General features: G+C 39.2%; 24 protein-coding genes. 18 read left to right on the top strand and 6 right to left on the bottom strand.

Translation table 11 applies throughout. The annotated features are described in order from the left end of the window. Window position 1 precedes the first annotated feature (1 nt). From J2Z66_RS09190 to J2Z66_RS09180, 3 genes are all read left to right on the top strand, one after another. The gene (locus tag J2Z66_RS09190) at window positions 2-2,800 is read left to right on the top strand and encodes an S-layer homology domain-containing protein (protein WP_209971087.1); all 2,799 of its coding nucleotides are present in this window, start codon (window positions 2-4) and stop codon (window positions 2,798-2,800) included. 74 nt (window positions 2,801-2,874) lie between these two features. After that, window positions 2,875-4,770, top strand: a complete 1,896-nt coding sequence (locus J2Z66_RS09185) for a hypothetical protein (protein ID WP_209971086.1) — start codon at window positions 2,875-2,877, stop codon at window positions 4,768-4,770. Between the two features lie 345 nt (window positions 4,771-5,115). Beyond that, window positions 5,116-5,571 (top strand): hypothetical protein, encoded by a 456-nt coding sequence (locus J2Z66_RS09180; RefSeq protein WP_209971085.1) that lies wholly within the window; start codon window positions 5,116-5,118, stop codon window positions 5,569-5,571. Window positions 5,572-5,708: 137 nt separating this feature from the next. Here the strand turns inward: J2Z66_RS09180 and J2Z66_RS09175 are convergent, their stop codons facing one another. Next, the gene (locus J2Z66_RS09175) at window positions 5,709-6,188 is read right to left on the bottom strand and encodes a hypothetical protein (protein WP_245375397.1); all 480 of its coding nucleotides are present in this window, start codon (window positions 6,186-6,188) and stop codon (window positions 5,709-5,711) included. A gap of 310 nt (window positions 6,189-6,498) precedes the next feature. On the opposite strand from J2Z66_RS09175, the gene J2Z66_RS09170 reads away from it, so the two are divergent. Next, window positions 6,499-7,020, top strand: a complete 522-nt coding sequence (locus J2Z66_RS09170) for an ImmA/IrrE family metallo-endopeptidase (RefSeq protein ID WP_209971084.1) — start codon at window positions 6,499-6,501, stop codon at window positions 7,018-7,020. A gap of 166 nt (window positions 7,021-7,186) precedes the next feature. Here the strand turns inward: J2Z66_RS09170 and J2Z66_RS09165 are convergent, their stop codons facing one another. Continuing rightward, window positions 7,187-7,408: a hypothetical protein gene (locus tag J2Z66_RS09165; RefSeq protein ID WP_209971083.1), complete on the bottom strand. Its 222-nt coding sequence runs from the start codon at window positions 7,406-7,408 to the stop codon at window positions 7,187-7,189. Next, a complete protein-coding gene (locus J2Z66_RS09160) occupies window positions 7,392-7,730 on the bottom strand; it encodes a hypothetical protein (RefSeq protein WP_209971082.1) in 339 nt (112 codons plus the stop codon). Before J2Z66_RS09160 ends, J2Z66_RS09165 begins: the two co-directional genes overlap by 17 nt. A gap of 344 nt (window positions 7,731-8,074) precedes the next feature. Here J2Z66_RS09160 and J2Z66_RS09155 point away from each other — a divergent pair, with 344 nt between their 5' ends. Then, window positions 8,075-8,533, top strand: coding sequence for a hypothetical protein (locus J2Z66_RS09155; protein ID WP_209971081.1), 459 nt, complete (start codon window positions 8,075-8,077; stop codon window positions 8,531-8,533). A gap of 41 nt (window positions 8,534-8,574) precedes the next feature. Here the strand turns inward: J2Z66_RS09155 and J2Z66_RS09150 are convergent, their stop codons facing one another. Beyond that, a complete protein-coding gene (locus J2Z66_RS09150) occupies window positions 8,575-8,742 on the bottom strand; it encodes a hypothetical protein (RefSeq protein WP_209971080.1) in 168 nt (55 codons plus the stop codon). A gap of 245 nt (window positions 8,743-8,987) precedes the next feature. Here J2Z66_RS09150 and J2Z66_RS09145 point away from each other — a divergent pair, with 245 nt between their 5' ends. The 13 genes from J2Z66_RS09145 (at window position 8,988) to galE (ending at window position 24,716) form a co-directional block, all read left to right on the top strand. Further along, entirely contained in the window at window positions 8,988-9,743 is a 756-nt protein-coding gene (locus J2Z66_RS09145; protein ID WP_209971079.1) for a YveK family protein, read from the top strand. Then, window positions 9,724-10,413 (top strand): CpsD/CapB family tyrosine-protein kinase, encoded by a 690-nt coding sequence (locus J2Z66_RS09140; RefSeq protein WP_209971078.1) that lies wholly within the window; start codon window positions 9,724-9,726, stop codon window positions 10,411-10,413. Before J2Z66_RS09145 ends, J2Z66_RS09140 begins: the two co-directional genes overlap by 20 nt. Before the next feature lie 266 nt (window positions 10,414-10,679). After that, window positions 10,680-12,491 carry a polysaccharide biosynthesis protein gene (locus J2Z66_RS09135; protein WP_209971077.1) on the top strand — a complete coding sequence of 604 codons (1,812 nt, stop codon included), beginning with the start codon at window positions 10,680-10,682 and terminating at the stop codon, window positions 12,489-12,491. 219 nt (window positions 12,492-12,710) lie between these two features. Continuing rightward, window positions 12,711-13,931 carry a LegC family aminotransferase gene (locus tag J2Z66_RS09130; RefSeq protein ID WP_245375396.1) on the top strand — a complete coding sequence of 407 codons (1,221 nt, stop codon included), beginning with the start codon at window positions 12,711-12,713 and terminating at the stop codon, window positions 13,929-13,931. Window positions 13,932-14,265: 334 nt separating this feature from the next. Further along, on the top strand, window positions 14,266-14,895 hold the full coding sequence (locus tag J2Z66_RS09125) for a sugar transferase (protein ID WP_312894463.1): 630 nt from the start codon (window positions 14,266-14,268) through the stop codon (window positions 14,893-14,895). Window positions 14,896-15,040: 145 nt separating this feature from the next. Then, window positions 15,041-16,207: a LegC family aminotransferase gene (locus tag J2Z66_RS09120; RefSeq protein WP_209971076.1), complete on the top strand. Its 1,167-nt coding sequence runs from the start codon at window positions 15,041-15,043 to the stop codon at window positions 16,205-16,207. After that, on the top strand, window positions 16,207-17,373 hold the full coding sequence (locus J2Z66_RS09115) for a glycosyltransferase family 4 protein (RefSeq protein ID WP_209971075.1): 1,167 nt from the start codon (window positions 16,207-16,209) through the stop codon (window positions 17,371-17,373). Before J2Z66_RS09120 ends, J2Z66_RS09115 begins: the two co-directional genes overlap by 1 nt. Before the next feature lie 17 nt (window positions 17,374-17,390). Beyond that, window positions 17,391-18,704, top strand: a complete 1,314-nt coding sequence (locus J2Z66_RS09110; protein ID WP_209971074.1) for a nucleotide sugar dehydrogenase — start codon at window positions 17,391-17,393, stop codon at window positions 18,702-18,704. Between the two features lie 315 nt (window positions 18,705-19,019). Next, window positions 19,020-20,426, top strand: coding sequence for an oligosaccharide flippase family protein (locus tag J2Z66_RS09105; RefSeq protein WP_209971073.1), 1,407 nt, complete (start codon window positions 19,020-19,022; stop codon window positions 20,424-20,426). Window positions 20,427-20,625: 199 nt separating this feature from the next. Beyond that, window positions 20,626-21,438 carry a glycosyltransferase family A protein gene (locus J2Z66_RS09100; RefSeq protein WP_209971072.1) on the top strand — a complete coding sequence of 271 codons (813 nt, stop codon included), beginning with the start codon at window positions 20,626-20,628 and terminating at the stop codon, window positions 21,436-21,438. A 101-nt stretch (window positions 21,439-21,539) separates the two neighbouring features. Then, complete coding sequence (locus J2Z66_RS09095; RefSeq protein WP_209971071.1) at window positions 21,540-21,818, top strand: hypothetical protein; 279 nt, start codon at window positions 21,540-21,542, stop codon at window positions 21,816-21,818. Between the two features lie 497 nt (window positions 21,819-22,315). Next, window positions 22,316-23,593 (top strand): O-antigen ligase family protein, encoded by a 1,278-nt coding sequence (locus tag J2Z66_RS09090; protein WP_209971070.1) that lies wholly within the window; start codon window positions 22,316-22,318, stop codon window positions 23,591-23,593. Window positions 23,594-23,660: 67 nt separating this feature from the next. Continuing rightward, on the top strand, window positions 23,661-24,716 hold the full coding sequence (gene galE / locus J2Z66_RS09085) for a UDP-glucose 4-epimerase GalE (RefSeq protein WP_209971069.1): 1,056 nt from the start codon (window positions 23,661-23,663) through the stop codon (window positions 24,714-24,716). Window positions 24,717-24,774: 58 nt separating this feature from the next. Here galE and J2Z66_RS09080 read toward each other — a convergent pair whose 3' ends face one another. Continuing rightward, window positions 24,775-25,209: a VanZ family protein gene (locus J2Z66_RS09080; protein WP_209971068.1), complete on the bottom strand. Its 435-nt coding sequence runs from the start codon at window positions 25,207-25,209 to the stop codon at window positions 24,775-24,777. A gap of 210 nt (window positions 25,210-25,419) precedes the next feature. Next, window positions 25,420-25,788: a helix-turn-helix domain-containing protein gene (locus J2Z66_RS09075; protein WP_209971067.1), complete on the bottom strand. Its 369-nt coding sequence runs from the start codon at window positions 25,786-25,788 to the stop codon at window positions 25,420-25,422. Window positions 25,789-25,995 lie beyond the last annotated feature (207 nt).

The following is a 25,995-nucleotide window of genomic DNA, read 5'->3' as shown; positions in this document are numbered from 1 at the left end:
AATGATGAGAATTCCAACTAATTTGCTGCTTCGAACGGTATGTGTGGGGATGATCGTGATCACTTTGCTTGCCGGAGCACTTCCCGGGGCAGCGCAAGCGGACGGCAGTACTTCAAGCATCGGAGTGGGAAGAGGGCCCCATGCCGCAGCGGTCAATCCGCTAACGAACAAGGTCTATGTGGTGAATGCAACCAGTAATAGTGTGAGCGTGATCGATGATACTTATCACAGTGTGGAAACCGTCGAGGTAGGAACAGCCCCTTATGCGGTGGCGGTGAATCCGGTGACCAACAAAATTTATGTGGCCAATGCGGATAGCGATAATGTCACTGTGATCGATGGCGAGACGAACAGTACCGTTACCGTGGAGGCTGGAAGCATTCCTTTTGCCGCAGCAGTAAACACGGAGACTAATAAAATTTACATTGCCAATCTGGGCAGCGACGATGTGACGGTCATAGATGGGGTGACGAATGACACGTTTACTGTCGATGTCGGAGAAAGCCCCTTTGCGCTGACAGTTAATCCAATTACGAACCGGATCTATGTAGCGAATGTGGACAGCAACAATATAACCGTTATTGACGGTGCAAACGACACGGTTATAACGACACTTCCAGCAGGTTCCGGTCCAAATGCGATTGCCGTCAACCCGCTGACCGGTTATGTATATGTGACAAACTTCTACAGCAGCAGCGTCACCATCATCGATGGCGCGACGAACAGTACTTCTACTATAACCGTAGGAACAACACCGAATGCGCTCGCGGTTAATGAAGTAACGGATAAGATTTACGTTGTAAACGACAGCAGTAACGATGTGTCGGTGATTGATGGAGCCAGCAGTACGGTTGTAAGCACCCTGCAAACGGGAATGGGCCCGAATGCCCTGGCCATTCATTCCGCTGCAAACCAGATCTATGTGGCTAACTACGACAGCAACAATGTAACGGTGATTGATGGAAGCACGGAGATGATGACGACTGTACCCGTAGGCAGCAATCCGATTGCCATTGCGGTTAGTCCGCTGTCGGGCAGCGTTTATGCGGTCAATTTCAATAGCAATGAAATAACCGTATACCGGGCTCATGATGGGGAACAACCGCCGTCTACTAACCCTGACTTGAGTCAATTGGTGGTGAATTCGGGTACACTGCAGCCTGTGTTTGATCCTGAGGTTCTTGCCTACACGGTTAATGTGGGCCATGAAGCAGCAAGCTTAAGCGTCACAGCGGTAACATACGATCCGCTCACCACGATGAGCATAAACGGTCAGCTGAGGATAAGCGGAGTACCGGTTTCAATAAGCTTGAACGTAGGAGCTAATCAGGTGTCGATTGTCACCCAAGCTAAGGATGGAATCCACGAAAAAACCTATAGCTTGACGGTAAATCGTGCGAGTGCTCCTCCAGTAAGTCCGCCTTCAGCGACTCCTCTTCCGAACGAAGGACCTTCAGAGCAACCGGCCGTTAAAGCACCAACGGATTTTACGGATGTGAGGGATGGAACCAACGGTGTAACGCTTGGCAGTCGTACGGCAGTGGTTTCCGCAACAATGAAGAATGGGAAAAGCGTTGTTCAGATGCTGCTGCATGCTGACGTGCTTGCGAAAGCTTTCGATATGCTGAAGGATAAAGAGCCAGGGAAGCAAATCGTGACCTTCGAGGTGGAGACAGCGGATGCAGCGGATGCAGTCCGTAAGGTAGGAATTCCAGCTCCCATACTTATGGCTGCAGCAAAGGCGACTCCTCAAGCCATCCTTTCCATTAAGGCTGGTAATGCGGCTTATGACCTGCCGGTCAACCTGCCTGTGCTAGTTTCGTTATTGCAGCAGCTCGGCAGCGAATTAAATGACACTATCGTCTTTATCACGATGGAAACCGTAACAGGTGTCTCCAAGCAACAAATGTTTGAAAAAATAAAAGCGGCGGGCCATACTCTCGTGGGCGATGTGCTCGATTTTACGATGACGGTGGAGACTGGTGGAAATAAAGAGAATGGTACTAAGAAAAAGCAGCAAACGCTCTCTGACTTTGGCGATAAGTACGTAAGCAGAAGCCTTCTTATTGCTGGAACCCTGGATCCTGTCAGGGCAACAGGCGTTAAGATCGATGCAGTAACCGGAGATGTGTCCTTCGTTCCTTCCTTTTTTAGAACAACAGCGGCCGGAGTAACGATAGTGAACATACTGAGAACTGGCAATAGTATGTACGGGGTTGTCCAAAACGATAAATCGTTTAACGATTTGCAGGATCATTGGTCGAAATCTGATGTAGAGCTGCTTGCCTCCAAGCTTATTGTTCAAGGAACGACGGATTCAAGCTTTGCACCAGAGCATCCTGTTACCCGCGCGGAATTCGTCGCCATGATCACTCGTGCATTGGGGTTTGAAGAAAAACCGGCACTTGCCAAAGAATTTAATGATATTAACGGAATGGATTGGTTCGCAGGAACGGTTGGAGCCGCAGTGGAGGCGCGATTGATCAGCGGCTTCGAGGATGGAACTTTCCGCCCTTACGAGACGATCACAAGAGAGCAAATGGCGATAGTCGTATCGGGGGCATTAACATTCGTTGGCAAACCCGCTGCCGTGGCCGGTAAGCTGAATCCCTTGCTGTCTTCCTTTAAAGATAAAGCCGTTATTAGCTCATGGGCGCAGGTTTCTGTAGCGCAAATGGCCGAGTCAGGCATGATGTCAGGAATGACGGACGATACATTTGCTCCGAAAGACCTGGCAAGCCGCGCACAAGCTGCTGTTATTATCAAACGGCTGCTGCAGCATGCAGGATTTATTAATTAATATTTATGGGCCAGGGGAGGATTGGAATCTTACCCCTGCTCTTAAAAAATCTAATCTAATGGGGCGACGATATTATGAAGGGCTGGCAAAAACCAAAGACGACCAAGCTTTATATTAACCCGCCAAAAGCGGAGAGAATGATAATGCTATGGCCCGACTTTAAGGTAGTGAACAGTGTTGTCAAGAGGGATCAAAGACAAGGAGCAGAGGACGCACACGGATTCATTCTAGTAGAGGGACCGGGCGATGTACACATTCCTTGGCAGGAAAGCCAGATGCACATACGCGAAGATGGTATTCCTATTCATAAGCTGGAGTATTCAAATGGGGATCTTATTTATTATATGGAGAGCTTCTGCAGCATGGATCGTATTCCAGTCACCTACACAAGAATAACCGTGCAGAACAGAACGCGCAGAGCCATCCATGCTCAGCTATCCCTCATCCCCCGCAGCGGCAGGGAAACGGAATTGATGGGAATGAACAGTGATGGTTACTGCTCTTACGAGCCAAGGGTGGAATTGTGGGGAATGCGTCCTTCTAATTGGTCAATGTCTGAGCACACGATTCGAAATGATGTGTATTCCATTCTTTTGCAGGCAAATGAGCATGTCAAAATGAGCTGGTCGGGAGCGGAAGCAGGTGTTCCTTACCATTTAAGGCATGTTTGTAAGATGCAGTTTGAAGCCGGGGCTGAAAGTAAGACAGTCATTGATATTGCCTTGGCTCCGGGGGAGGGGCAAGCATTCGACTATAATACGGCAAAAAGACTGACGGAGAAGGGGTGGGCGGAAGAACTAGCTTTGATTCAAAATGTTCCGCAGACGGATTCTCCTTATTATCGTCGTATGTTCCTGCATCTTATCTCGCAGATGCTGCAAATGATCGTTTCCCATGAAGGAGAGTCCTATACGGCAGTCAGACAAGGTGGAATAGAGAGGGGCATATGGCCGACAGAAGCAGTGGAATATTTAGTAGGATTGGACATGGTTGGATTGTATGATCACTCCAATGCTGTGTACGAATATTTCTATCAATCTCAAATTAAGGAAGGGGAGGATAAAGGTAATATTCCCTCAATGATAGCGCCTGATTGGGCCAGCAACACCGGAGCAACGCTTTGGGGCTTATCACAGCATCTTGTGCATCGCGGGGATCAAGAACGTTTCTCCCATTTCCGCCAAATGCTGATGGACGGTTATGAATGGATAGAGCGAACCAGGCTGGTAACTACCAAAGATGCGTACACGGGACCGGGGAGGGGGTTGTTCCCCCCTATGAGTGCGACGGATTGGGTTGGAGCCAATCAAAGCTGGTGCTGGACCGATGCATGGAACATTATGGGGCTTGAGCAGCTTGCCAAGGCATTTGCTATTTTTGACGATCCAGCTGCCAGTGTCATAAACCAAAGCTATGAGCAGTACATGCAGGCCATGAAAAAAATACTGGGTGATCTGACCCATGGACGCGAATTAGACGAGGAAATTGCCATCACGAATCGGTTGGGGCTCGCTCCGACAGAACCGCCATGGGGGCCTTACCATGGTGACGGACCAGCAAATTTAATTCGTGCCGGAGTGATTCATACGGATAGCGTGACTTTGGTGCAGGTTGAGAATTATTTGCGCAACAGAGGCTTGATGAGGAATGGTTTATGCGGCTTAATGACTGATAGTCTTATATTGCAGGGGCATGCGGGCGACAAGTGGGCCGGACATACCTGGTACACGTCCTACGCGGAATTATGTTGGTTCTTCGCTTGGCTGAAGCGGAAGGAATTTCACAAGGCGGAGGAGACTTTCCAGGCGTTAGTCAAATATGGGATGACGGAAGAATTCTATATAGCGGAACGCTATGCAGATAATGATCCTACCTTTGCTCCATGGCAGCCAAATGGCAGCGGCAATGGTAGAATGCTGATGATGATGTTTGCTTATTTCAAGGAAATGCAACCGGTACAGCCGAATTAGGAGCCATGCAGCCATAATGAAGCACAGCTTTGACCCTTGAGCTCACAGTGGGTGGGGTTCTCAAGCCTATCAAGCAGTAAACAGTAACATTAAGAGATGAAAACAGAGTCAACACGGGATGTCGTGTAAGACTCTGTTTTTATTAGTATGTTATAAATAGATAACGGTTAGCCAGCCAAGTTATTATCTCCGATTCACCACGCATAGGCTTCAGGTGAAGCTGTTCCTGTTTTCTATCGAATAGGCGGAAACACACGCAACGATAAAACAAAAGCCCTAGAATTTGAAAGAAACTTGTAAACGTCTAACATAAATAATAGTATAAATGATCAGGAGGTGATTTTTTTGGTAAGAAAAATCTGTATCATTTTAGTGTTCATTCTAAGCACATTGACTCTCGGATGTTCACAAAAGGAATCAAAACCGTTAGTTGTACCAAGCGAATATCAACATGCTAAGGATATGCTCGATCATTTACACAAAGAGGGGCTGGGCATTCAAGAAATTAATAACTCTAAGTACACTGCATTGTTTAATACAAATCCTAATTACTCTATGTTCATTAAAACAGATATGGGAATATTCGAACTTGTACATCTTGAACGTAAGAACGGCAAGGAAATAGATATTCAGGAAGCAGCTGATAATGGGGAATACAAATATGTAATTTCAGAAAATGGCGTAGACCAACTTTTAATCTTAGGCTCAGAAAACTATTTTAATAAATCAGACGAATACATTACGATCGCGAGAAATAAAAATTTAAATGATAAAATTAAACAAGCTCTAAAAGCTCTATAAACCTTGCTTTTTTAATGGCAATATCAAGTATCAATTTTATGTAAAAAAAAGGATATATGCTCATATATTGAACATAGTATCCTCTAATAATTTTAGGCTATTTAAAGAAGCGTCCCAGATTTTTGTTTTGCTAGTGATCAGAAAAAGCAGTTGAACTGATCGATGCGGCGTAAATCGACGCCGAAGAAGCCCCACATGCCGATCGGTCCGAATCCAAACCAGCGAAAGCCGGAAGCGGAGTTTCTTCCAACATGGGTGAGATACATCCAATATTGCTGACCATCGTTCTGCCAAATGTAGACGTATCGAAACAAGCATCCTCGAATACTGCCGGGGTCTACTGCAAACAGCTGGGTTGACTTCTCAGGAGTGAAGGAAGGGGGCGGTGATTGGGGAGCCGCACCTTGCCCTCCTGGCTGTGGACCTCCACCTGGAGGAAATGGGCTGCCTCCTGGGAAAGATCCTCCACCTGGAGGAAACGGGCCACCCCCGGGAAAAGGACCGCCGCCTGGAGAAAAAGGAGTACTGCCAGGAAAAGGTCCGCCCCCGGGCTGCTGTTGCTGAAGTCCCGGAATCATTCCTCCAAATAGATTATTCATAGGTGTTTGTCTATACATGCAACTCATCCTTTCATTTGTTTTATCTAACATTCCGGTGAAAACGTCTATTCAAATTTCAGTATATGTGGCAAACACCCAGGGAGTTTGGGCGGCAGCCCAGGAGAGTAAAAAAAGCGCAAGCAGCCGTTGTTAAGTGATGCAAAGGTAAAAAGAGGCTGTCCCTCAAGTAGATAAATCTACTTGAGGGCAGTCCTCTTTTCTTAAAACTGAGTATTTTTTGTTTACAGCTGCTTTCTTATTAATTCGATACCTGTTTCCAATCTGTAGTGGCATTGATGCAGATGATCGAGAAAAGATTAAGCGAGTTATGGAAGCAATCTTCTGGGATAAAGCAAAAACCCAAAAGGGAATAAGCGGGGTATTGCCGATGGACGAATTAATACTGAATTCTGTTAAGAAACATAAGACAAATTGTCCATTCAAATTGGCATCTAGATTAAACATCACGATCATGTATGAAGACTTGGGTAAAATTACAAAAGGTTTCTTTCATCGAAGGCTTCGACGAAACTACATCGTTTTACATTATGACCAGTCATATCAGCAACAACGCTTTGCTGTTGGTCACGAACTCGGTCACTTTTTCTATGATCGAGGGACATCCTATTTCCGAATTGAGCAGAATTCTTTATTGTTGCCTGCAAAATATGAGCGGCGCGCGAATATTTTTGCAGTTAAATTGCTTTGTATAGGCAGCGAAATGAACTTTGGAGAAACCATTCAATCCTATTTTTTAAGGAACGGTATCCCAGAAGAAATGCACCGATATTTCCAATCTAACTTTGCGCTTTCCAGCAGCATGGCTGTTTCTATTTGCGAGTGGACATAGACGGCCCCTATTTGCCCCAAATGGGGCTAAAACAGGGGCTAACGAGCGAAATAAGGGCTTCTGTGTCCGTATAAATCTTAGTTAAAATCCAGCCTGGCTGCAGCCAGTTAGCTACTTACAATCTTTTAAGTAGCTATTCATACAATATGTAGTTTTTTTAACTGCTTTAAGTTCCATTATAAGTTTCCAAAGCTTTTTGGACATTAACAACGGGTGAAATGGAATTGTTGGCACGGTTTATTTTGGCGTGGGAGGCCGAACCATGTATGGACTTCGGGAAAGGTTTGGCGAGAGGCTTCGAAGCTGAAGGCCCGTCCATTAAGTGAATAAAAAATAAGATTTCCTGCGGTGTACCTTCTAATAGTATCCCTTTATAAACAGCTTTCATCACGAACTCCCTCCTGTGACCTCTGCCGCATAGGGAGGGATTGAATAAATACCTCAGTTGTTCCCCCTTCAATTATAAAATCCATAACATCGTCCGACGTTCGCCAATCCCCCATTCCTCTCAATAAATGATTCATAACATCGGCCATATCAAGGGCAGCCTGCTGTTCACAGATAGGGTAACTTGAGTGCAGCAGAAGCTCTGCAAGTGTAAGGGAAGCAGGAGTCTTAATTATCCGATTGAGTGTCTCATCCAGCTTTAAAGCTTGAAAGAAGGCGCGTACACGGCTCTCTTTTTCCATCTCCGAGGTTCTTTTCTGCATTGTTGGGCAGGATCATACGATCATGTAGGCTGATTGACAGCTAATCGTATACTTCACCTTCGTTCACCTCATTTCTGATCTAGAAATGCGTGTTCTCTGAACTGCTTTAGTGTAAGAAATACCATTGTTTAAGGGAATACATGCTTCAATTGTCATAAATTTCTTGCGTAATGGAATTATATATTCAAAGCGAATATTTTACAACAAAAAAATTGCGAATAATTTCCCAATAGATGGGAGTACCCTCTGAAAATCAGTATTCAATTCGAATATATAGGAGTGGATGCTAAATTTTGGGCTAAGTTCTCAACTGTTACACTTTGGAAAGGGATTGGTGAGATTTCATGCATGGTATGGAGGAAATTAAAAAACTTATTGCAAAGGTAACACCTTACTTGGGGAATTGCAGCAATATATCCAAATTATTTTTGTGGTGTTTGAGAGAAGAAGTTATTAATAAAGATCAATACTTGGCGCTTCAGGCAGCGTTTATAGTAAAAAAATATACAAGAACGATAGAAAATCAATTTAAGCACTTAAAATGTGAGATTTGCCTATACGATAAAATGAATATGAGTGTATGGGATACGGAGGAAGAGAATGAAGATGCCTATGAGATCTATGATAATGAAACTATAAGCTCCTGTGCTCAATTTTATTGTGCTTTGCCAAGTAAGGTAGGGCATATGGTTCTATATTCAGACAAAATAAAAAGCTTTTCAAGTCAAGAGGTTTCCATGTATACGATCTATGCAAACAGCTTGGGAGAGGAACTCGTATCGATTAAGGATCAACCGCTCTAGATGACTACTTACCTCCTGACCCATCCACCTCTGCATAGGGATTAATTATGATTATTGTGTTTCCGGCTATGATGATAATTCATCTTATCAATCAATTTTTGCTTCGTTTTATCATCCAGACAACTAGCAAACAGCACTTCATAATAGGAAAGACAGATAGAATGCCATTCTGCTTTCAGATTTTTGATCTGGAGTGTTTGTTTCTGCATACCATTTCTTCCCTTCAGGCTTATTAGGATTCAACACTTTAAATATCGGTATTTCTTATGATTATTGTTAATGTTTCTATTGTTTTATTGATCTGCTGACTGTTAAAGAAAAATTTTACAAATAATTAATTGCATTAATATTCGAAATGAATTATTATAAAAACAATTAATACTCGAATTGAATAACTTCCTGTTGGTTTTTGTCGGTTCTAATATTCTATTTGAATAGTTATGGAGGAGAAGGAGTGGAGCTAAAACAGTATGGGGCTGTCCTGAGAAAAAGAATGTGGCTTATTTTAGCGATGGTGGTTGTGAGCAGCCTGGCTGCAGGGTTGTATTCCTATTATTTAATTACACCTAAATACCAGGCTTCAACCAAGCTGATTGTCAATAAAACCCGTGATGTTAACGCGCTGACAAATAATCTGGATTTAGGAACAATTAATTTGAATATTCAGCTGATCAAAACCTATAAAGAGATTATTAAAACCGAGAGAATCATGGGAAAAGTAGCGGAGCGTTATCCTGATTTAAAGCTAACAGCCAATGATTTGATCAGCAAGGTTAGCGTCAGCTCTGTAAATGACACGCAGCTGATGTCTGTATCGGCTGTGGATGTCTCCTATGAAAAAGCGGCGGACATCGTGAATGCGGTATCCAAAGTATTTCAGGAGGAAACGCCAGGCTTAATGCAAATTGATAATATTGCCATTTTGAGTGAAGCTAAACGTAATGTTGTTCCGACACAGGTCTCACCCAATCCAAAGCTGAATATAGCCATAGCTTTCCTTATATCCTTAATGCTTGGAGTAGGTATTGCGCTCTTGTTGGAGTACCTCGATGACACCCTGAAAACGGAGGAGGATATTCTGAAGCTGCTTGATATGCCTACGTTATCTTCCATACCGAAATTTATGGAAAAAGATTTGCTTAAAACCAAATCAATAACGACGGTGAATGACTTTCAAGGGAGGGTTAAAGATGGCTCAGCCAAGGCGTAGTTGGCCGCTTGTTTCCAATCTCAATCCGAGGTCTTCGATCTCGGAGGCTTATAAAATTCTAAGGACGAACATCGACTTCTCCAATTACGATAATGCGGTCCATACGATCATGATTACTTCCTGCAGTATGGCAGAAGGCAAGAGCACGACTGCTGCTAATCTGGCAGTTACTTATGGACAAACGAACCGGAATGTACTCGTAATCGATGCAGATATGCGAAAACCTTCACAGCATCATGCTTTTCAGATTTCCAACCGTTACGGCTTGTCTTCCGTTTTATCCAAGCAAAGTACAATACAAGAAGCGCTGCAACTAACATCTATTAGCAATGTGACGGTAATGACATCTGGTCCTATCCCGCCTAATCCTTCGGAACTGCTGGCATCAAAACGAATGACTTCTTTAATAGAAGAGCTCAAAGCAGATTTCGATATTATTATTGTCGACACACCGCCAATTATTGCGATTACGGATGCGCAGATTATGGCAAACAAATGTGATGGCGTTATCCTGGTCGTCGATTCCGGCAAGGTCAAGAACGAAATAGCATTAAAGGCCAAATCCATGCTGGATCATGTACAGGCACGAATCCTGGGCGTGGTGCTAAACAAGAAGAAGAGAGTCCGTAATGACGATTACTACTATTATTATGGTGAACGAGAAAAATAGATAAAGCAGAGTTAAGGTTATGCCTCCTGAACCTTTATCATCGGAGGCACTCGGTCATGCTGTGGGTCTGATGGACCTTAGACATTTTAGTGTCGGTGGTGTGATGTGAGGTGGGGTTCAATGCCCCAGGCTTATTTTATTTGTTTATGTATGTGTATATCTGTGCAGTTATGTATGACCTCACTAGAAATACGACGTATGCCTTTCATGGTTGGAAAGGTATACGTCGTATTTTTTCAACAAATGACTGGAGGCGAGGCGAGAGAATGGTTATTAAAAGAAGAGTGCTGTTCTTGTTTTTCATTGATCTCTTTATTATTTGGCTTAGTGTCGGCGGTTCTTACTTTTTTCATTCTGATGGGCCTGGTTGGAGCGAGGTACTGCAGTATGGCTTGATATTTAGCATCTTCTGCGGTGGAAGCCTGCTCTACTTCCGGATGTATAACCGAATATGGCAGTATGCCAGTGTTGGTGAATTAGTAGCGATATTCAAAGCAGTTACACTTGGAGGCATCGCATCCTATGGAATTGCAGCCATTGTGATGGGAACGTGGATGCCGTTTCTGACAGCGGTCACTACTCTGGAAACGATGCTGCTGCTTATGGGAGGCAGCAGGTTTATTTGGCGCTTGCTAAGGGTGAAGCCGAGCAGTAAGGCGGAGGACACCAGAAGAAAAATACTAATGATAGGTGCAGGAGATTGCGGGGCTCTTATTACGAAGGAAATGCTCGGGCCTGAATTTTCCGATCAAAAGGTCATTGGCTTCGTGGATGATGATCCCAAGAAGCAGGGTATGCATGTGTATGGGCTGCCTGTGCTTGGAGATCGATCGCAAATTGAGGCTATTGTTAGCAAGTATGCGGTCGATGACATTATTATTGCGATTCCCTCAGCTCCCCAGCATGAAATTGCAGAAATGATTACGATCTGCAAGGGAACAGGTGTGAAAGTGAAAATTATACCCGCACTGAATGATTACATTCATGGGCGAGTATCGGTTAGAGCGATTAGGGATGTTAGTGTCGAGGATTTGCTTGGAAGAGATCCTGTCGTAATAGATTTAGAAGGTATCGCTAATTACGTGTCGGACAAGGTGCTGCTTATAACTGGTGCTGGCGGTTCCATTGGCTCCGAATTATGCAGGCAGATTGCTTCCTTTAAACCGGAGAAATTGCTGCTTTTGGGGCACGGGGAAAACAGCATTTATAATATCGAGATGGAGCTGAGGCGGCTGGATCCGAGTCTCAATATGGAGACGATTATTGCGGATATCCAGGATCGTCCACGAATTAACGATATTTTCCGTAAATACAAGCCGCAGGTTATTTTTCACGCCGCCGCTCACAAGCATGTGCCGTTAATGGAAAGAAATCCAGCCGAGGCTGTTAAGAACAATGTGTTTGGTACGAAAAATGTGGCGGACTGCGCAGATAAATATGGGGCTGAGAAGTTCGTGATGATCTCTTCGGATAAAGCGGTCAATCCCACCAGTGTGATGGGGGCGACCAAACGAATTGCTGAAATGTATGTGCAGAGTCTGGATGCCTGCAGTGCGACGAAGTTTGTTGCCGTCAGATTCGGAAATGTGCTGGGCAGCCGGGGCAGTGTGATCCCAAGGTTTAAGGAGCAAATCTCGATTGGCGGACCGGTAACCGTTACCCACCCGGAGATGGTCAGATTTTTCATGACGATACCAGAAGCGGTGCAGCTGGTTATCCAGGCTGGTTCGTTCGCAAAAGGCGGGGAAATCTTCGTCCTCGATATGGGGGCACCGGTGAAGATTCTGGATTTGGCCGAAGATCTGATTCGTTTATCTGGCTACGAGCCGTATAGTGAAATAGCGATTGAATTTTCCGGTATAAGGGAGGGAGAGAAGCTGTTCGAAGAATTGCTGAGCGATGAAGAGGTGAGCAACGCGACGCAGCATGAAAGAATTTATATAGGGAAGCCGGTGAATATTGATCGTAGCGAATTAGAACTCGAGTTCAAGCGTTTGGAGAAGGTATTGGCCGAGGGCGGCGGCGGGATAAGGGACGTTATTGGAAAGCTGGTGCCGCTGCACAGATCGGCTTCGTAAGCGATTCAGCGATTAAGTTAAATAGGGTGAAGCTATACCTGGCATATCAGGATGCCGCAGGTGAATGTCCGAAATGCGATAAGCTGGGCAAAAAAGTTTGCCCTTTTTCACGAGAAATGCTCAAACTCCTACTAGCTCATCTTCGCTCATGCCTATCCCGATTGGAAAGTAGACAGTTTATCACATCAACTATAAAAAAGCAGCTTGGAGTGACTAAGAATGTACAATCCAATAATAATTCCACTTTCGGTTCCGAATCTCTCCATTGATATTCTGGATAATGTAAGGGAAACGATAGAAACAGGCTGGGTATCTACTGGAGAACGCTTTATTCAGGACTTCGAAAGCAAAATAGCCGCCTACTTGGGTGTGGATAGGGCTATCTCCTGCCAAACAGGAACAGCAGGGCTGCATCTGGCACTGAGAGTGCTGGGAGTTGAACATGGAGATGAAGTGATTGTGCCTACACTAACCTTTATTGCGGCTGTTAATCCCGTTAAGTATGTGGGCGCAGAGCCTGTATTTATGGATTGTGATGATACATTGAATATGGATTTGGATAAGCTTGAGCAGTTTTTACAGCATGAGTGCAACTACATAGATGGACAAGTCATCAACAGAAAGACGAATAGATTTATCAAAGCCATTATCGCTGTTCATGTATTCGGCAATCCGATCAACATGCAAAGACTCATGGCGATTAAAGAAAAATACAATCTTAAGCTTATTGAGGATGCGACAGAGGCGCTTGGATCTTTTTATCTCGAAGGCAAATATGCAGGTAAATATTGCGGCACTATTGGAGATATTGGGGTGTATTCGTTTAACGCGAACAAAATTATTACAACTGGTGGCGGTGGCATGATCGTATCGAGCAGCGATATGCTGCTGAATGAAATTGTATTTTTTTCTGCTAAAACAGATCCGTTATATTTCTTCCATGATGTAATAGGATATAACAATCGGATGACGAATATACAGGCTGCTTTTGGGACAGATCAGATCGACAGGCTTGAGGGTTTTATAGAAACAAAGATGAGAAATTATCAGTTGTATAAAGAAGCTATTGCAGGCATAGAAGGACTGGAGTTATTGCCATTTAAAGCGGATACCAGAGCAAACCATTGGTTTTATTCTGTGATTGTAGATCGGGAAGGCTACGGCCTGGATAGAGATGAGTTGTTGACTAAGCTCCATGAAGCTAACATTCAGACCAGACCACTCTGGGGATTGATCCATAAGCAGAAGCCTTACTTGGAGAGCCAAGGATATCGAATTGAGAAGGCAGAGTGGTATGAAAAAAATCTGATCAATATTCCCTGCAGTAGTAATTTAACGGAGTACGAAATTGATATCGTGATGAGATGCCTCAACAATTTTCACAAAAGCTTGAGAAGGGAAAGAGTAAAGGAAGTTGTAAAGGAACGCGCAATCATATGAAAATTTTATATGTGAACGACGATATCCAATACGATTAGTGCTCTTAAAGGAATCGAAAATCAGTTTCGTAAAAATTTTCAATTATTCAAATTATTGTTTGTTGTTTTGCGGTGAAACTATTGTCTGAATGTGTCACGATTTCTATGTATAACCTTGGAAATAATTGTTCTAAAATGCTGAATAATCGCGAATTTTATTGAATGACATCCATTTTTATGATATAAGTATAGTGTATATCTATGTGATTTAAGACCCATTTGCTTCTTTAGAAATAACTAAGATTATCTTATAATATATAAAAATACTGAGTTTTTTTCGAAAGGTGTTCTATATAGTGAAAATCTATATGCTGGTTAAGAGATTTTTAGATGTAGTATTTGCTATCGTTCTTCTGATCCTATCGTCTCCCGTCATGCTTTGTGTTGCCATTGCGATTAAGCTAGAGTCCAAAGGCGATGCGCTGTTTAAACAAAGCCGCCCTGGAAAACAAGGTAAAATCTTTAAAGTTTATAAATTTAGATCGATGCGGGCAGAAGTAGGAGCAGATGGGAAACCACTGCCAGATATGAATCGAATCACTCGTGTCGGCGCGTTTATTCGTAAAACAAGCCTTGATGAGTTACCACAGTTATTCAACGTTGTCCGTGGGGAAATGAGTTTTATTGGACCAAGACCTTTGCTGGTAGAATACCTTGCTCATTATAGCCCAGAACAAATGCGCCGCCATCATGTAACCCCTGGAATTTCCGGGTGGGCGCAGGTGAATGGCCGAAATGCAATATCATGGGAAGAAAAGTTTAAACTGGATGTTTGGTATGTGGATCATTGTTCCTTTTCACTCGACGTTAAAATAGTAGCTATAACAATTAAATCTGTTTTATTTAGAAAAGGGGTTAATAGCTCTAACAGTGAGACTATGCCTTTTTTTGTAGGGAAGGAAAATACTAAAATGGTTGATGGGTAACGTTGAGGCGGCTTGTTGATGCCGGAGGACATGGAAAGGTCGAGGCATACATATAGGGGGAATACCATTCCCAGTCATATTATGGTGGCGGGTGTCCCAGCAAGTATTAAAAACCAGCTTGGAGTGAGCGGAAATTAATAATAAATTGATACCTCTTTCAGTTCCTAATCTCTCATTAGATATCCTGGAAAACGTAAAAGAAACCATTGAAACAGGCTGGGTATCTACAGGTGGAAGATTTATTCAGGAATTTGAAAGTAAAATAGCAGAATATGTTGGTGTTGAGAGAGCTATATCTTGTCAAACAGGAACAGCAGGACTGCATTTAGCGCTAAGAGTGCTTGGAGTAGAGCATGGGGATGAGGTTATCGTTCCTACCTTAACCTTTATAGCAGCTGTTAATCCTGTTAAATACATGGGAGCAGAGCCAATATTCATGGACTGTGATGATACATTGAATATGGATATGGACAAATTGGAGGAATTTTTACGAGAAGAATGTCAATATATCGATGGGAAAGTAATAAATAAACAAACGAACAAAATCATAAAAGCAGTAATCGTTGTTCATGTGTTTGGTAATCCTATCGACATGGAAAGGCTAATGGAAATTATAAAAAAATACAATTTAAAGCTCATAGAAGATGCTACAGAAGCGCTTGGCTCTTACTATCTTGAAGGCAAATACGCTGGTAGATATTGTGGCACGATCGGAGATATTGGCGTGTATTCTTTCAATGCCAACAAAATTATTACTACTGGCGGCGGCGGGATGACCGTATCGAACAACACTGAGCTATTAGATGAAATGGCATTCTTATCTGTTCAAGCTAAAACCGATCCATTGTATTTCATACATGATGAAGTTGGATATAATTACCGGATGACTAATATACAAGCTGCCTTTGGCACCGATCAGATCGATAGACTTGAGAGCTTCATAGAAACGAAGATTAGAAACTATAAATTGTACAAAGAAGCTATAAATGATATTGATGGTTTAGAATTATTGCCATTCAGATCCAATACCAGGGCAAATCATTGGTTTTACTCAGTTCTTGTAGATAAAGAAAAATACGGAATAGACAGAGATGAATTATTGAGAAAGCTAAATGATGCTAACATTCAGACCAGGCCGCTTTGGGGATTAATTCACAAGCAAAAGCCTTATTTGGAGAATCGAGGATATAAGATGGAGAAGGCAGAATTTTATGAGAAGAATCTGCTTAATATTCCTTGTAGTAGTAATTTGAGTGGAGAAAATGTGGAGATAGTAATTGGAGAATTAAGAAGATATAAGGAGAACATGTGATGAAGATATTGTATCTACATCAATATTTTAAAACAAACTCTGCTGCTGGTGGAACTAGATCATATGAGTTTGCAAAATATTTATCGGAGAATGGTATTAATGTCCATGTAATTACAGGAACAGATTTAGATAAACAATATAATAAAGAGGAAGAACTATTTGTATACACAACAAATACAAAATATAATAATAAAATGTCGAAGTGGAGAAGGGTTTTAGCTTTCTTAGATTACAATATCAAAGCTTTATTTAAAGGGTTGAAAACTAAAAATCTTGATATTATATTCGCTACTTCCACGCCTTTAACTATAGGTCTTCCTGCAGTATTAATATCTAGATTTAAAAGAAAGAAATTAATATTTGAAGTAAGAGATGTTTGGCCTGATGTTCCAATTGAATTAGGCTATATTAAAAATAAACTTTTGATTAACTTTTTGAAATCCTTTGAAATATGGATATACAATAATTCTAAACAAATTATTGTGCTTTCAAAAGGAATGTATGAAAATCTCATTTCTAAAGGGATTCGAGCAGATAAGATCACTATAATAGAAAATATGTCAAATCTTTACTTATATGATGAGATATCTATCACTGAAAAATATGATTTTCTAAAAAATAAATTTGTTTGTATACATCCAGGGACTATGGGACATGTAAATGGGCTTGATTTTTTGCTAGATGTTGCTAAAAGATTAATTTCTGTTGACAAAGATATAGTCTTCTTACTAATTGGAGAAGGGAATAGAAAAGATTATTTAAAAAGAAGAGTTGCGGAGGAAAATCTTACTAATGTGATAATAAAAGATTCATTACCTAAACAGGAAATTGTAAAGGTAATTAAATCTTCGGATATTGGTATAATGTGCGTTGATAATAATTATAAAATTTTGGAAGATAATAGTGCGAATAAATTTTTTGACTTTCTAACAGCTGGTTTACCTGTTTTGATTAACTATGCAGGTTGGCAGAAAGAGGTTATTGAGAGTAGAAATTGTGGTAAGTCTGATGTTGATCCTGATTCAATGGTTAATACAATAATTGAACTTAAAAATAATTTGGAATTGAGAAAGGAAATGGCGAAAAATTCAAGAAATTTAGCCGAAAATAATTACTCCGATATTATAGCAAAGAGAAAAATACTAAAGATTATGAAAGATATTTAGAGAGGAAACTGAACTTTATGGATATGTTTGATAAAATTCAAAAAAAAGAAGAGAAAATATCGGTGATTGGCTTAGGGTATGTTGGACTTCCTTTAACCATAGAGTTTGCTAAAAAAAATGATGTTATAGGCTTCGATGTTAATGCAAAAAAAGTAGAGAAGTATATAAGTGGAGTAGACGTAACAAAAGAAGTAGGGGATGAAACTGTAAAGAACACAAATGCTTTATTTACTAATGACGAAAAAAAATTAAGAGATTGTAAATTTCATGTGATAGCAGTACCTACCCCAATTAACAGTGATAAGACACCCGATCTATTTCCAATTATTGATGCAAGTAAAACTGTTGGAAGAAATCTTACTAAAGGTTCTATAGTTGTATATGAATCTACAGTTTATCCTGGAACGACAGAAGAAATATGTATACCAATACTTGAAAAAGAATCTGGATTAAAATTTGGAGTAGATTTTAAGATTGGATATTCACCAGAACGAATTAATCCAGGGGATAAAATAAATACATTAACTAAAATTATTAAAGTTGTGTCAGGATCAGATGATGAAGCTCTTGAAACTATATCGAAAGTTTACGAATCTATAATAGAAGCAGGAGTTCACAGAGCGGAATCCATAAAAGTTGCAGAGGCTTCAAAAGTAATAGAAAACTCACAAAGAGACATCAACATCGCATTTATGAATGAGCTATCAATGGTTTTCAACAAAATGGGCATAGATACAAAAGCTGTCTTAGAAGCAGCGGGGACAAAATGGAATTTTCTTAAGTTTACACCTGGATTAGTTGGAGGACATTGTATAGGAGTAGATCCATATTATTTCACATATAAAGCTGAACAATTAGGGTACCATTCACAGATTATTCTTTCGGGCAGAAAAATAAATGACGATATGGGGAAATATATATCAAATAACATTATTAAGAAATTAATAAAAGCTGAGCAGCCTGTTAAAGGTGCCAAAGTAGCAATACTAGGCATAACTTTTAAGGAGAACTGTCCAGATGTAAGAAATACGAAAGTGATGGATATTATTAACGAATTGGAGGAATTTGGAGTTGAGGTTTTAGTGCATGATCCAGTAGCAGATAAAGAAGCGGTTTGGGAAGAGTACAAAATTAATTTGGTAAACAAAGAAGAACTGAAAAATCTAAATTGTATTGTACTAGCAGTTTCACACAATGAGTTCAAAAATGATTATAGTCTTGACCTTTTCGATAAATTGTATGTAGATGATAAAAAAGTCTTAATTGATATTAAGAGTGTAATGAATAAAAAAGAATGTGAAGCTAAAGGATATGTATATTGGAGTTTATAGATTTATCGGATTACAAACTAATCAGAATCTTGATTCATAGGTAAATTGTTAGATATTTTAATTGAAGGTAATCTAAAAGTGATGTTATATCTGATTGATGCTGCATTTGAGTTTGTAAAACTTATCAGAAAATAAGTATTGAAACTAGGATTTATAATGAGAGCCTATATGCGAAAGGAAAGTTTATCCTTGCTGTTATCGTTGTTATCGTTCTTGGTTATCTAAAAAACTAAACGTTATTTGTTTGATATTAAAACTTTACTAAAAATTATATTGAAGGCACAATTATAGAGTTTGATAACAAAAGGAAAAACTATGAACAGTAAAACTATTAAGAATATTATATATCTATTTTTAAGTAATGTACTGACACAGATTTTTACAGCCGTATCTTTAATATTAGTCGCAAGATACATTGGGAGTCATGATTTTGGGATGATAAGCGTAGCTGTTTCATATGCCATCATAGCTGCAAATTTTAGTGATCTTGGGTTAACCCATACTCTCATACGTGAAGGCACAAAGGAAAATGCTAATATATCTCTATTAATGAACAGCTTTTTTAAAATAAAAATAATATTTGCAATTGTTGTCTCGATACTAATTTCACTGATATTTGTACTCTTTTATGATGAGGTTTCTTTTAAGCAAGTATTATTCATTCTGGTGATACCAACTATTTTTGGAGTTACTATCCAAAACGTTGGAGCGAGTTATTTTCAAGTAATTCAAAAAATGGGGTACATGGCATTAATTCGAGGAGTATCAGCTATTATAACAGCTGTTTCTTTGTTTGTATGTTATGTATACAAAGTTCCGGTCCTTACCTTGGCAGGAGTATATGGTGTCTCAACAATAGTCGGTGGTGTTTTTAGTTTATATTTGACTTTTAATCAACAAAAGCTACAGAAAGGTTGGGACTTTTCTATTTTTAAAGGGTTAAGTTGGTTTACTGCTTCTGGATTGATAGCAACGATATTACCACAACTAGGTCCAATATTTTTAGAGAGGGTTACGTCATTACAACAGGTTGGGGTTTTTTCAGCAGTATATAGAATACCTTCCTCTCTTTATAGAATTCCTGGAGTAGTTGCTGGTGCATTCTACCCATTATTGTTTAGTTTGGGAAACAAGGGACTTATAGAGGAACATTTTAAAACAAGTGTTCAGCAAACTAAAATTATGAGTTTTTTAGCAATAGTATCATTAATCCCTTTTTTATTTTATCCTACTTGGTGGCTTGGGATATTATATGGAAATGAATGGGCTGAAGCATCTAATACATTAGTACTTCTGTCGTTTATGGTTCTTTTACAAGCCCTTAACATAGTGTTAGCTGATTCTATAACTACCTTGGGAATGCAAAAATATAGAACTTTAGCATATTTCATTGCAGGTTCTATTGGTCTGATTGCGTATTATCTACTTGGAAGTAAGTATGGTAGTTTTGGTGGAGGAGTAGCTGCTATAATTGTTGAATCAACGCTTATGACAGTTTTAATAATTTATAATCCATATAGTTTTAAATTATTAAAAAAGGGATTGCTCACTAATATCCTAGGGTTACTTCTGCTTATTCCGATTTATTGGATAAATAGTATGTATCTTGAATTTAACCCCATTACTAGCATGATCTTGCTGTTACTAGTATTTATACTTTATGTTGGATTAGTAGATAATTATATTCGCAGTTTAGTAATAAATAAATTAAAAAGGGCATAGTAACAAAATAAATCTTGTACAACATAGAATATTGAATGAATTTTTTAATAATACAAATCTATAGCAAAATATCATATATTATTACTTAATCCTGGACTTAATTAATTAGAAACGATTTTTAAACTTCTAACATGATTTTATTAAATTAATTTTTATTCACACTAGATACTTGTATCCTTTTAAAGAGAGGTTCATAATAATGTATAGTTTAATCGTCCCTACTCTAGGGAAGAAACAGAATGAACTAGTTAGACTACTGGATAGTTTGCTAGAGCAAAAAAATGTTAATTTGGAAATAATTATAGCAGTTCAGGACAATCATAAATCTGTGGAGAAAATTATAGCTTCTTATTCTGACCTTAATATAGTACTTCTAAACTTGAATAGGAGAGGTTTATCTTACGCGAGAAATGAAGCGTTAAAATGTGTAACTCAAAAAATCATAACATTCTCAGATGACGATTGTTGGTATCCGGCAGATATCTTCAATGAAATACATGATATTGTTATAAATAATGCTATATCAACATTCAATATTTACGACCCTATCAAAAACAAGTTTTACAAAAATTATTCAAAAAATAAAAAAAACTATACTAGTGTATATACTGCGTTAAAAGTCTCTTCTATTGAAATATTTATAAATACAAATTTAATTGATAAAAATCAAATAGATTTTGATACGTTGTTTGGCCTTGGGGCAATTTTCCCTTCCGGTGAAGAAAATACATTATTATTAGACTTACTTAAAAACAATAATGAAATAACATATGTACCTGTGATTGCAGTATATCATGAAAAAAAAGATAACATCTTACTAGGAGAAAAGAACCTGGAGGCTAAAGGAGCATTTTTCGCGAGAAATTTTAATTATGTATTATCGTTATTTCTTAGTTTGGCCTTTATTTCGAAAAAGTATAAATTATTAGGTAAGCCTTCCTCTGGACTAAAGTCTATATTAAAAGGTCGTAATATGTATTATTTAGAAAAGAAAAAACTTGCGAAAAAATAACAAGTTGAAGTGATTTAGATTATCCGTAAATCATTATCAAAATATATCAAGTTCTTAGTAGATTACAAAGTTAAAACAAAATATATAGTGGAAAACTTGTCTTGGATAAGGGTGACTTTGATATCAAGAAAGGTTGCTCTTACAATACTGGCATTCACAATATCAAAGGTAAGACCCTGTTGTATGTTCAATCTGGACGAAAGCAGGAGGACTTGAGGACTTATGCCCAGTATCATCAGGATTTCCTGCAAATGACACCAAAGAGGTGTGATGGTTTGGTCAAAGCCTATCACAATGGGATCAGTTTATGTTTTTCAGGGCAATTCGAATTTTCCGTCACTTTTATATTCTTGGGGTATGTCATCGAAGCGTTGCTTTAAACGCATCATCGGCTGTTAACTCCCAAGCAGAATCTTTCCGACGAAAGGAAGAAACTAATTAAGGAATTACTGGGTTTCGTCTTCGGCATGCTTGGGAGTGGAAAAGGCTTATATTATATGGTATGTTTGTTCACCAAATGTCGAAGACGAATGTATGGATACAACCAGTATGTTACAAGGTAAACGAATTAATGTAATTGCGACCACTATAAGGCGGGTTCTAGTTGAATGCAATCGCACTTGACTTTTAGCTAAATAGCCAAGCACTGATTTTAGCATATAGCTTAACGGATAGATTAAATATTATTTAAGGAATCAATACAACAAAGACCTATTTATATTCAGAATATAACGTGTAGGGCGAAGCACTGAGAAGACAAACAGCTCTGTCCATAGAGTCATTAGAGGAACAACCATTAATAGATTTCGTATCTTATAAATATAGAATATTTTAATCAAAGTGTTTATGTTATTTTAGTAAGGAGACCTCTTTGAAGATGAAAGCTATTATATCTGAGAAAAATCCGACATTATTAATTATGCTATTTCCCTTGCTTTATATTTTAATGCCGAGACCATCAATAGATGGCGTGCAGTTTTTGACGTATCCTTTTTTAGGTATTGTAGCATTCACAGTAATTGCATTAAACATAAGAATTATTAAGTTAAGTAGAAACTTACTATATTTATTAAGCTTAACTTATTTATTAATATTTTCGCTTCTAGTCTCCATGATCTTTTCGGAAAATCCTGAACTGATTCTTTTTTTCTATGTGGTTAAACCTTTCTTATTTAGCATAATATTGATTTTTGGTTTTGTCGTTGGAGAACGGTGTGATTATAACTCAATACGAAAAGGCTTACTGAGGTGTGCATATGTAATTTTAATTGTGCAAATAATAGTTGGAATACCTCAACTTTTTAGTTTAACTCTATTTAATCCAATTTATTCGGCAGAAATGGCAAGACCAATAGGAGAAAAAATACGAATAGTTGGAACAATGGGAAATCCAAATATATTTGCTTGGGTTGTTATTCAGTCATCGGTGATTATATTTCTCATGGAGGAAAGTAAAGTAAAGCAAGTGTTTGGATTATTATTAGGATTTATTCTTGTAATATTATCAGGATCACGTACCGCTCTTATATTACTTCCATTTGTTATTCTAGCATGTAGCTTCTTAATGAGTAAGAAAGATGTCAAATTTTATATATTTAAAATTCCAATGTATACTTTAACTTTGATTTTTAGTTTTTATATAATAATAAAACTAATTGAAAAATATGGTAGTTATTTACCTTATCTTAATCAACTACTGCAAATAATCGATACGGGTAAACTTAGTAGTATCAATTCATTTGAGGCCCGTACCTTTATGTGGGACAATGCTTGGAATGAATTTGTCGCTAGTGAAAGTTTAATTAAATGGTTATTTGGAATAGGATTAGGTTTTTTTAAGTTTATTGATAGCGACATTATTTATTCGATTGTTAGTTATGGTATTGTGGGTACCGCTTTAAACTTATTAATATATTTTTCGCTCTTATTAATGTTTTCGAAAGTAAAACAAAGACAATTTAGTGTCCTTGGAAAACAATATATCCTATTTTCGTTGATTATTGGTTATCAAGCAGAAACATTAAGCGGATGGAATTATCCTTTATTAATTATGTTTTATGCTGGGGTTGCTATTTCACTTATAAAAAACCAATCAGTATTATTGGCTCAAAACGGCACCAAGGACAAACTTTCGGACAATAAATTGGCAGTTTAAAATAATTTGGATGTACTAATCTATATTTAGTTTTTAAAAAAATTACCAGACTCTGGAGTGATAATTAATGGCAATTCTAGTAACAGGAGGAAGTGGCTACATTGGAAGTCACACCTGCGTGGAATTACTGAATGCAGGTTATGAAGTCGTAGTAGTCGACAACCTTTCAAATAGTAAATTTGGGCTCTTAAAGCGAGTTAGAGATATAACTGCAAATGATATCAAGTTCTATAAGATAGATATTCTTGATAGGGATGCACTAGATAAAGTGTTTTCTGAAAATAAAATTGATGCGGTTATTCATTTTGCTGGACTTAAGGCTGTAGGAGATTCAGTACAGGATCCTCTTCGTTATTATAAAACCAATGTCGCAGGTACAATTACACTCTGCGAGGTTATGCAGAAACATGGAGTCAAACAAATGGTATTTAGTTCCTCAGCTACTGTATATGGAGTTCCAGAGAAAGTGCCAATTACTGAAGAATTCCCTTTAGAAGCGATGAGTCCCTATGGAAACAATAAGATAATGATTGAAAAGATACTGAGCGATTTGTATGCTTCTGACCAAACTTGGAGTATTGTTCTATTACGTTACTTCAACCCAATAGGGGCTCATTCGAGCGGTCAATTAGGTGAGGATCCCAGCGGTGTACCTAACAATCTTATGCCCTATATGACCAAAGTAGCAGCAGGCAAGTTGAAAGAACTGAAAGTCTTTGGTGGAAACTATCCTACATATGATGGTACAGGGGTTAGAGATTATATCCATGTTGTGGATCTTGCGCTGGGACATTTAAAAGCCTTGGAAAAAGTTGGGTCTTCAGCTGGCGTGAATGCCTATAATTTGGGTACTGGGAAAGGATACAGCGTGCTCGAGCTAATTCGGGCTTTTGAAAAAGCTTCCGAAAGAGAAATTCCCTATATGATCGTGGAGCGAAGACTAGGCGATATTGGGATAAGTTATGCCGATCCGACTAAAGCCAAGAAAGAATTGCAATGGGTTGCCTCTAGAGGAATTGAAGAGATGTGCGTGGATGCATGGCGTTGGCAATTGAACAATCCTGATGGTTATGAATATATAGAAGATCCAAAAGAAATTAAGTTTGCCAAATCTCACTTTTAGACTAGAAGGAGGGAACGGCCTTCCTCGAGTTAAAGTTCGTTAATAACGCGGGTGTTCTTCATGGAACATCCGTTTTTTTTAACATCGCAACCAATCCCCGAACCCCCCAAAAAAACAACAAGGCAAGCAATGCACCCGCAGAGTCAATTAATACATCCGCCGCGGCAGCAGTTCGGTCGGGTTTAAATATTTGGTGGATTTCATCCAAGGCTCCGTACGCGGTGGCAAGAGCCCAGGAGAGTAGCGGGGCGTGTTTGATTTTCCCTAGAGCTAGCAGAAGGCAAATGGCTAATATTCCAAAAAGCGTCATATGGGCTGATTTTCTTACTATGTAATTAATTTTTATGGTGGCAGAATGAGAAGCTTTGATTTCCGTTTTTATAATTGAAGTCGTATGCTTGCTAGTGGAAGCAGGGGAATCCGTTAATTTGAAAATAAATGTACAACAAATGATAACTAAAATCCAGCCAATCCATCTCCGTCTCAAAAACATGTATGATCCTCCAAAAACAACCCGGAATATTCACTCCGAATTTCTTTTCTACCCTTTGCTTTGATTTTAAGCTTGTTTACACAACATACATATAGAATAACTTATTTTCAATAAATATTCAAAACGAATACAAAATAAACGTAAAAAAAGGCGAGCAGGGGGCCTAGTAGTTCTCGCCCATAAGAAGTGAAATGGAGTTTGAACGGAATGTTACTTGCCGGACTGGTCTTCCGTTGGTGCTTTATCACGGAGGACTCTTTCTAATAAGGAAACAACGAGTTTCAAATCTTCAGCATCTAAGGGTACGCCGTCCCAATGGAGATTTTCGGATTTCAGAAAGTCTTTGGCGTTGCTGGATATGGTGGATTGGTAAGGATCGTCGGTGATCCCGAGTAAATAGTCGCTTGATGTGCCTAGAATTTGCGAAATCTGTGAAATTGTGTCGAGTTGTGGTGAGCGAAATCCGGATTCGTAAGCAGCATAGGTGCTTTTTGCGCTTCCGATAGCTTCTGCCATGTCCATAAGTGTCATTTTTTTCTTTTTTCTCATGAACCGAAGCCGTTGACCTACGGTTTGCATAGTGGACCCCCAGTAAACATTTTTTGCATGTGATGATTTAATTGTGTAGTTGTTATCATATATGTTTAAAGTTTAATGTTTTGGCTTAAAGCTCATAAAAAAACCTTTTGACTGGGCAACAGATGTTCCTGTCTAATCCCTATCATAAGGAGTGCGCTCATGGACAAGAATAACACAACATCTACTTTTAAGAAACCGATTTGGACA

Origin of the sequence: Paenibacillus eucommiae, assembly GCF_017874215.1 — a bacterium.
GTDB lineage: Bacteria > Bacillota > Bacilli > Paenibacillales > NBRC-103111 > Paenibacillus_AI > Paenibacillus_AI eucommiae.
This window is presented reverse-complemented; position numbering and strand designations above follow the sequence as displayed.

Coding starts and splice junctions, on each gene's coding strand:
- J2Z66_RS09190 (WP_209971087.1), top strand. CDS start 2: ATGATGAGAATTCCAACTAATTTGCTGCTTCGAACGGTATGTGTGGGG.
- J2Z66_RS09185 (WP_209971086.1), top strand. CDS start 2,875: ATGAAGGGCTGGCAAAAACCAAAGACGACCAAGCTTTATATTAACCCG.
- J2Z66_RS09175 (WP_245375397.1), bottom strand. CDS start 6,188: ATGTATAGACAAACACCTATGAATAATCTATTTGGAGGAATGATTCCG.
- J2Z66_RS09170 (WP_209971084.1), top strand. CDS start 6,499: ATGGAAGCAATCTTCTGGGATAAAGCAAAAACCCAAAAGGGAATAAGC.
- J2Z66_RS09165 (WP_209971083.1), bottom strand. CDS start 7,408: ATGAAAGCTGTTTATAAAGGGATACTATTAGAAGGTACACCGCAGGAA.
- J2Z66_RS09160 (WP_209971082.1), bottom strand. CDS start 7,730: ATGCAGAAAAGAACCTCGGAGATGGAAAAAGAGAGCCGTGTACGCGCC.
- J2Z66_RS09155 (WP_209971081.1), top strand. CDS start 8,075: ATGCATGGTATGGAGGAAATTAAAAAACTTATTGCAAAGGTAACACCT.
- J2Z66_RS09150 (WP_209971080.1), bottom strand. CDS start 8,742: ATGCAGAAACAAACACTCCAGATCAAAAATCTGAAAGCAGAATGGCAT.
- J2Z66_RS09140 (WP_209971078.1), top strand. CDS start 9,724: ATGGCTCAGCCAAGGCGTAGTTGGCCGCTTGTTTCCAATCTCAATCCG.
- J2Z66_RS09135 (WP_209971077.1), top strand. CDS start 10,680: ATGGTTATTAAAAGAAGAGTGCTGTTCTTGTTTTTCATTGATCTCTTT.
- J2Z66_RS09130 (WP_245375396.1), top strand. CDS start 12,711: ATGTACAATCCAATAATAATTCCACTTTCGGTTCCGAATCTCTCCATT.
- J2Z66_RS09115 (WP_209971075.1), top strand. CDS start 16,207: ATGAAGATATTGTATCTACATCAATATTTTAAAACAAACTCTGCTGCT.
- J2Z66_RS09110 (WP_209971074.1), top strand. CDS start 17,391: ATGGATATGTTTGATAAAATTCAAAAAAAAGAAGAGAAAATATCGGTG.
- J2Z66_RS09105 (WP_209971073.1), top strand. CDS start 19,020: ATGAACAGTAAAACTATTAAGAATATTATATATCTATTTTTAAGTAAT.
- J2Z66_RS09100 (WP_209971072.1), top strand. CDS start 20,626: ATGTATAGTTTAATCGTCCCTACTCTAGGGAAGAAACAGAATGAACTA.
- J2Z66_RS09090 (WP_209971070.1), top strand. CDS start 22,316: ATGAAAGCTATTATATCTGAGAAAAATCCGACATTATTAATTATGCTA.
- galE (WP_209971069.1), top strand. CDS start 23,661: ATGGCAATTCTAGTAACAGGAGGAAGTGGCTACATTGGAAGTCACACC.
- J2Z66_RS09080 (WP_209971068.1), bottom strand. CDS start 25,209: ATGTTTTTGAGACGGAGATGGATTGGCTGGATTTTAGTTATCATTTGT.
- J2Z66_RS09075 (WP_209971067.1), bottom strand. CDS start 25,788: ATGCAAACCGTAGGTCAACGGCTTCGGTTCATGAGAAAAAAGAAAAAA.